Here is a 7,310-nt window from a genome sequence, read left to right on the forward strand (position 1 = left end):
TTTTCTCTCCTAGCGGTCTTTAACGCGAGCCAGAATAAAGGCAATAGCTGCACAGAAAATAACGCTGCCCCAGCCAAATAACCACTGCAGACTTACACTATAATCACCATAACCTTTTAATAACAAGTTAAAGATGGTCATTCCTAAAGTAACCAGCAAAATCAAAGAGGTAATCACAGTTAAAGTGAAATCCCAACCTTTGCCCAATTGCACGGTGGAAATGGCATTGACGTGATTTCGGATCTCAACCAGAGCTGAACGCTTGAACCAGGCAATACTGATAATCGAAATCAACGCACCGCCGATAATGCCAATGTTATTAATGAAATGGTCAATGATATCGACCAGTTTAATCGAATTTACACTGGAGAATAAAACGATAGAAACCAGTGCACTGCCCCCACCCACGATCGTTACGGCTTTTTTACGGCTCCATTTCAGCTTGTCCATCATGGCTGCAATTGGAACTTCCAAAATACTCACCATCGATGAAATACCGGCAACAAATAGTGAGGTAAAGAATAAGATCCCGAATAAATCAGCGCCAGCACCCAAGCTAGAAATGATTTTAGGAAACGCAATAAATGCCAGTCCAATCCCGCCACTCACTACATCTTGCACATTGCTATTTGCAGTATAGGCCATGAAACCAAGTGCAGCAAAAATACCAATACCGGCTAAAATTTCAGTTGAAGCATTGGCAAAGCCCACAATTAAACCCGAACCGGTTAAATTGGTTTTCGGTTTTAAATAAGAGGCATAAGTCACCATGATCCCGAAACCTACAGAAAGCGAGAAGAAGGTATGACCATAAGCCGCCAGCCAAACCTTATAGTCCATCATGGCAGACCAGTTTGGAGTAAAGAAGGCATTTAGACCCTCTACCGCACCCGGTAAACGAAGTGCCTGAATCACTAAAAGGGTAAATAGAACAAACAATAAAGGCATGAAAATCTTGTTGGAAAGCTCTACACCTTTTTTCACCCCACCATATAAAATAATTAAGGTGAGCGCCCAAATTCCTGCCAATGGCCAAAAAATATGGCTGACAAAACGCGGGTCGAAACCGGTTGCATCCGAAGTCTGCAAATAGGTTTTAAAGAAGAAAGCTTCTGGGTCACTGCCCCACATTTGACCGATAGAAAAGTAGACATAACTGCCTGCCCAGGTCAAAACACTGGCATAGTACAAACCAATGATGATACACACGCACACTTGCCACCATCCGAGGGTTTCACCCCCACGGAATAGTTTTCGGTAAGCTTTAGGAGGCGAACTATTATTTTTATGCCCTACTGCATAATCTAAAAATAAAAGCGGTAAACCGGCAGTAATTAAGGCAATTAAATAAGGAATTAAGAATGCGCCACCGCCATTTTCATAAGCAATGTAGGGAAAGCGCCAAATATTACCTAAACCGACAGCCGATCCAACTGCTGCAATAATAAAGCCCGATCGTGATGTCCAGTTTTCACGAGAATCTGTCATAAAACACCTAAACCTTTAGGCATCTTTAGCTGCTGCTTGTTTTTGGGTTATCTCGCGAGCAAAAAAAGTACCATTCAAAAAAATTAATCTTTTTATGTTTGAAGTTAGTTCTACGCCTTTTGAGCATTCTGTTCTAAGTTGCAAACAGGCCGTCATCGCAAAATCTTGCTTAAAGTCTTTTGCTGGTTTTTGCCTTTCAATGAGTGAACAATACCCATTTTTCTGGCGGTTTTGTGTAGTTTTTGCGGAAATTATTTAATTTTATAATCTATAAATTATTAATTGATCAAAATATAGCTGATCTGGCGCTCTGTGTAACTTAATCTGTTCCTTTTCTCCAAACAAAGGATGTTTCATTTGGGTTTTACTAAAAGTAATCAGGGTATTTCTATCCCCTGATTACCTCAATTTTCTTATTTTTTAATCGCTAAAATACGCTCTTCCTGCATCTCACGAATCGCATATGCCACACCTTCACGCCCCAGACCTGAATCTTTGACTCCACCATAGGGCATGTTATCGACCCGGAAAGAGGGAACATCATTAATAATCACGCCACCGACATGCAAATGATCCCAGGCATACAGCATTTTATTCAGGTTCTGAGTATACACCCCTGCTTGCAAACCAAAACGGCTGCTATTGATTCGGTCTATACCTTGCTCGAAAGTCTTATATTTTTCAATAATCGCCACCGGTCCAAATGCTTCATCTTTATAAACTTCTAGGGAAGTATCGACATTTTCCAACAAAGTGGGTTCAAACATCATTACATTCAGCTCTCCGCCAGTAAGTAATTTTGCGCCTTTTTTCACGGCTTTATCGACCCATTTTTTTAGACGGAGGGCTTCTGATTCTTTAATCATCGGACCAACCAACGTGCTATCCAGCTCAGGATCAGCCGCTTTGATTTTTTTCAGTTTGGCCAGCAGTTTTTTCTTCAGTTCAGCATATATATCGGCATGTACCACAATACGTTGCACACTAATGCACACCTGCCCCGCTTGATTATACGCACCGCCAATCAAACGATCCACCAAAGCATCACTAATTTCAGTATCCTCATCAATCATGACTGCAGCATTACCGCCCAGCTCCAAGATTACTTTCTTACGCCCTGCACGGGCCTTCATGTCCCAACCGACCACATCAGAACCGGTAAAACTGAGCAGTTTGAAACGGTCATCGGTGACCAGTACATCGGCATGTTCACGCGGACAAGGTAAAATTGAAAATGCCCCTTTCGGCAAATCGGTTTCGGCAAGAACTTCAGCAATCTTCAATGCAGAAATAGGGGTTAAGCTGGCCGGTTTAAGCACAAATGGGCAACCAGCTGCAATTGCAGGGGCAATTTTATGCGCGGTTAGATTCAGTGGAAAATTAAACGGACTAATTAATGAGACTGCACCAATTGGTGCATATTTCATCATGCCTTGATAACCCGATGCGGCAGCTGTGATTGCCAAAGGAATCATGCGTCCATCATCCAGTTGGGTGACCGCATCGGCTGCAATTTGAAAAGTATTGATTAAACGTTCCACTTCCGCGGCGGCTGCTTTACGTGGTTTTCCGCCTTCTGCAATCAGAATTTCGGTTAGCTCTGCTTGCATTTCATTAAAGCGTTTTACACAATGCAGTAAAATTTTTTGTTTTTGAAAAGGCTCTAAAGCCGCCATGTCTTTTTCTGCTTTTACTGCAGATTGAATCGCTTTTTCGATGGTCTTTTCATTCGCCAAAGCCACCCGTGCATAAAGCTCATGTGTATATTTATTTTTGACGTCAAGCCATTGCTCGGTTTTAACTGCTTTACCTGCCACATACAGGGGATAATCCATCACATTTATAGCTTTATCGACCATATAAAATTTCCTCTAGTTGTCTAGAAATAACAGCAATGCAATTTTCTTTTATTCACTATATGATGCTCTGAGTTGGGCAGTAGTTCCTTATATTTAAGTAACAACATTATTTTCTAAAAATAACAAATCACATCTTTAGGATATCCATGCAATCACTCAAATTATTTTGCTTCATCCTTGGACTTGGCACATACAGCTCTGCACAAGCCGATTTTATTGGCGTTAAAACCGGTATTGATTACTGGAATTACAGTGCAGATTTAAGCAATCCAGCCTCTGTTCTTCCATCACCACAACTTGAAGATGATCACGGCATGTCCTTTTCTGTTGCCCTAGAACACCCTGTACCGTTTTTGCCGAATGCAAAAATTAAGCATACCCATCTACAAGCCGAAAGCGATCAAAGTTTTGCAGGGGTAAAAAATCATCAGGTTGATCTGGATTATTCAGACTTTATTCTGTATTACGAAATACTCGATAATATAGTTTCGGCTGATGTTGGCTTCGGTGCCAAACGTCTAGAAGGTGATATTCGCCAGAATGTTACCCAGACTCAAGAAGTTAGTAGCACAGTACCGATGATCTATGCAGAAGCAGGCGTAAAACTGCCTTTTACCGGACTCAGTGCACGAGCTGAAGCCAGTTTTGCAGCATTGGATGATGAGAAAATTACTGATGTTCAAGCTGAATTAAAATACAACTTTGTTGAGAGTATGCTGGTCGATGTGGGCGCTAAAGCCGGTTATCGTATTTTGGATATCCAGCTTGAAGAAGGCTCAGACCAGGAAGCCAAATTAAAATTCAAAGGACCTTATATTGGTCTAGAAGCACATTTCTAAAACACTGTTGTACGCTTTAGCTTACATCAACTGCAGAAAATGCCAGCTGTTCAAGCCATTTGATTCACCCTATATTTAACTCAGCAGGAAACAGGACGTTTCCAAAACTAAAAACAACAATAATAAGTTTGAGCATCAGGATGTGAGGTACGACAGGAGTTCTACCTAAGTAACCAATACGAAAAAGCCCTATCAGGATGATGGGGCTTTTTTCATGCCCTCAATTCATCCATACAGAAAAGCCTCCCGAAGGAGGCTTAAGTTTTATAAAACTCTATCTAGTTTAGATGGACTGATTTAAGAACGGATAGGTTGTGCAGATACCGCCACTGTTGGTTCAGCTTTAATTTCGGCCGTTTTTGCTGGACGGATAAAAAATATGGCCATAGCACCGATTATTCCAGGAATAGCCACAGCGATAAAATTCCATTTATGTGGCAGTTCCATACCCAAAAGCATGCCGATCACGATTGGACCCACAATCGCTCCGGTACGACCCACTGCCGATGCCCAGCCAATACCGGTTGAACGGACTGCAACCGGATAATACTGTGCTACATAACTGTACAGCAAAATGCTGCTGCCAATTGAAGATGCGCCAGCCAGACTTACCAGTAAATAAATAACAGGCTGCGGAGAATTGAAGCCGAGTCCAACTAAAGAAAGTACGCCTACAACTAACATACTGATCAGTACCGGTTTAAAATCAAAACGGTCCGCTAAAACTCCTCCACTAATTGTTCCAATCACGGCTCCAATATTCAATGCCAGTAAGAACATTAAGCTGCTGCCTAAAGAATAACCGGCTGCCATCATCAGTTTTGGCAACCAGCTGCCTAATGCATAAAGCATCAATAAGCACATAAAGAATGCAAGCCAAAACAGAAATGTTCCTACAGCACGATTTTCTGTGAACAATTCTTTTACTGAGGTACTTCCGTTTTGATCATTCGACGCTAAAACCAATTGCGCATTGGCGGATACTCGTACTGCTGGCTCAACTTTTTGTAAAAAATTACGTGCCTGATCTTGCTTGTTTGCTTTAACCAAAAATATTAAAGATTCCGGCAGGAATTTCCAAAAAAATGGAACAAACAATAAAGGAATAACTGCAATATAGAACATGATTTGCCAACCATAATCTGCGGTAAACCATGAACCGCATAGTGCTGCCATAATCCCGCCTACAGCATAACCGCTAAACATGGTGGTGACTAAAGTACTGCGCACACGCTGTGGTGCATATTCTGAGGTTAAGGCCACTAAATTTGGCAATACACCGCCAATGCCTAAGCCTGCAACAAAGCGTAATATTCCAAATTCTGTTGGATTAGTGGCAAATCCGCCTAAAAAAGTAAATAGACTGAACAATGAAACGCAAATTAAAATCACTTTTTTGCGGCCAATTTTATCCGCCAGCATGCCAAAGCCCATCGCACCAAACATCATGCCTGCCAAAGCAGTACTCGCCAACATGCCTGCCTGCACGGCACTCATCCCCCACTCTTGCATGAGTAATGGTAAAACGACTCCATTAATTGCTAAATCATAGCCATCAAATAAGACAATAAATAGGCACCAGAGCACAAGTCTCAAATGAAACGACTTAAACTTAGCTTGATCCACTACAGCATTTACATTAATTGTTGTCGCTGTCATGAGTACTCACCTCCAATGTGAGACTTAAATTTCAATCTACAATGGGTTTCTGGCGGAATTTTGTCCACAACTTGAAAGGCATAAACCTATACCTTGAAAGTATATAAAATCTTTTTTGGAATAAAATGTCAGGATAAAATAAGTTATAAATAATTATTTTTGTTACATATTTTACTGTGAACTATAGTTCACACTTATTTTTAATAATAAAAACAATATGTTAAAAAATTAATATTTTTCACTCGACTAAAGATGATTTGATTGAAAAATTGTCAGAGTTTGTCGGCTAAAAACCTTAAAAGGATAAGTAGGTATACTTTGGAATAAATCCTTAAATGTGGACTGGAATTAAAGAATACTTATATGGCACTAGAGAACCATACAGATAAATTTCATGTTTAAGTTCATAAGAAAACAGAATATTTATCAGACTCAAAAGAGTAGGAAATTTTAGCAGCGAGAGGAGTAGTTATAATAGAAGCTATACTGAAGCAACTTATATGTAAAAAACCCTAATAATGTAGGGCTTCAATTTTTAGTGTATTAATGCAGGCTTTCTAAGCTTTTTATATAAACCATAATCTCTTGATTACCTGTCATTTCTGCGTGTTTTAAGGCAGTGTATGTACTAGGATGATGGTAATTGGACCTTAACTGATAAGTAATTTAATTACGTACAAATGAGCATTTTTAGCCGCGGGATGTAAATCGCTATAGCTCTCATCATAGGTAGAATGAGGATCAATGCCCTGCTTTAAGATTTCACTCACCTGTTCAATATCATCCAGTGATGCCCAATACCCAAGTTCAGGAGGATAAAGTTATTTATCATCCTCAGGGAATAGGGAAAATGATTTCAGTTTCATAGAAATTTTCTAACTTTCACAAATTAAATTACCAATTATTAAAAGGTATCTTAAACTGTGAAATTTTTATACGCCTCATTTGGTAATTTAATAAGAGTTTTAAACTGAAGCCAGGCATCTAACAATTTTTGGATTAGAACCTACTATTATTGCCTCAATTATATTTCTTTTTTCTTTAATTAAAGGTAGCTCAATATAGGGAGCTATATGGAACTTACACGCTTCAAATTTTAAAAAACTCGATAAATTTCTTATCCATATTCGCTATTTTAACAGCATCTCGTATTACCAGGCAAAAGGAGCCAAATAATCATCCATAAATATCTCTGTAGTTTGTAAAGCTAAGAAATCTATTTGTCTCACGATATTCCTGAAAATCCTTTAAATAGTCACAATGACTAGTCCACAAAAATTGTGAAGCTAGATACTAAGTAATCGATAAAGACTAGTATAGTAAGCATAAGCAATTATTTTTATTATAAATATGATGACACAACTATATATTCGTTATTATTTTTGAGGCATAAAAAAAGCCCCGCTATTGAGCGGGGCTTTTAGGAATAATGAGCTGGCGATGACTTACTCTCACATGGGTAACC

General features: G+C 39.5%; 4 protein-coding genes. 1 reads left to right on the forward strand and 3 read right to left on the reverse strand.

Translation table 11 applies throughout. The features are described from left to right. Positions 1-9: 9 nt before the first annotated feature. Both AC3CAU_RS15080 and AC3CAU_RS15085 read right to left on the reverse strand, forming a co-directional pair. Positions 10-1,488 carry a sodium-dependent transporter gene (locus AC3CAU_RS15080; RefSeq protein WP_131217931.1) on the reverse strand — a complete coding sequence of 493 codons (1,479 nt, stop codon included), beginning with the start codon at positions 1,486-1,488 and terminating at the stop codon, positions 10-12. Between the two features lie 413 nt (positions 1,489-1,901). Continuing rightward, complete coding sequence (locus tag AC3CAU_RS15085; RefSeq protein ID WP_447053828.1) at positions 1,902-3,347, reverse strand: aldehyde dehydrogenase family protein; 1,446 nt, start codon at positions 3,345-3,347, stop codon at positions 1,902-1,904. 146 nt (positions 3,348-3,493) lie between these two features. Here AC3CAU_RS15085 and AC3CAU_RS15090 point away from each other — a divergent pair, with 146 nt between their 5' ends. After that, a complete protein-coding gene (locus AC3CAU_RS15090; protein WP_424620025.1) occupies positions 3,494-4,186 on the forward strand; it encodes a TIGR04219 family outer membrane beta-barrel protein in 693 nt (230 codons plus the stop codon). 297 nt (positions 4,187-4,483) lie between these two features. On the opposite strand, the gene AC3CAU_RS15095 is transcribed toward AC3CAU_RS15090, so the two are convergent. Then, the gene (locus AC3CAU_RS15095) at positions 4,484-5,845 is read right to left on the reverse strand and encodes an MFS transporter (RefSeq protein WP_447053827.1); all 1,362 of its coding nucleotides are present in this window, start codon (positions 5,843-5,845) and stop codon (positions 4,484-4,486) included. Positions 5,846-7,310 lie beyond the last annotated feature (1,465 nt).

It is taken from the genome of Acinetobacter sp. GG23 (assembly GCF_057766365.1).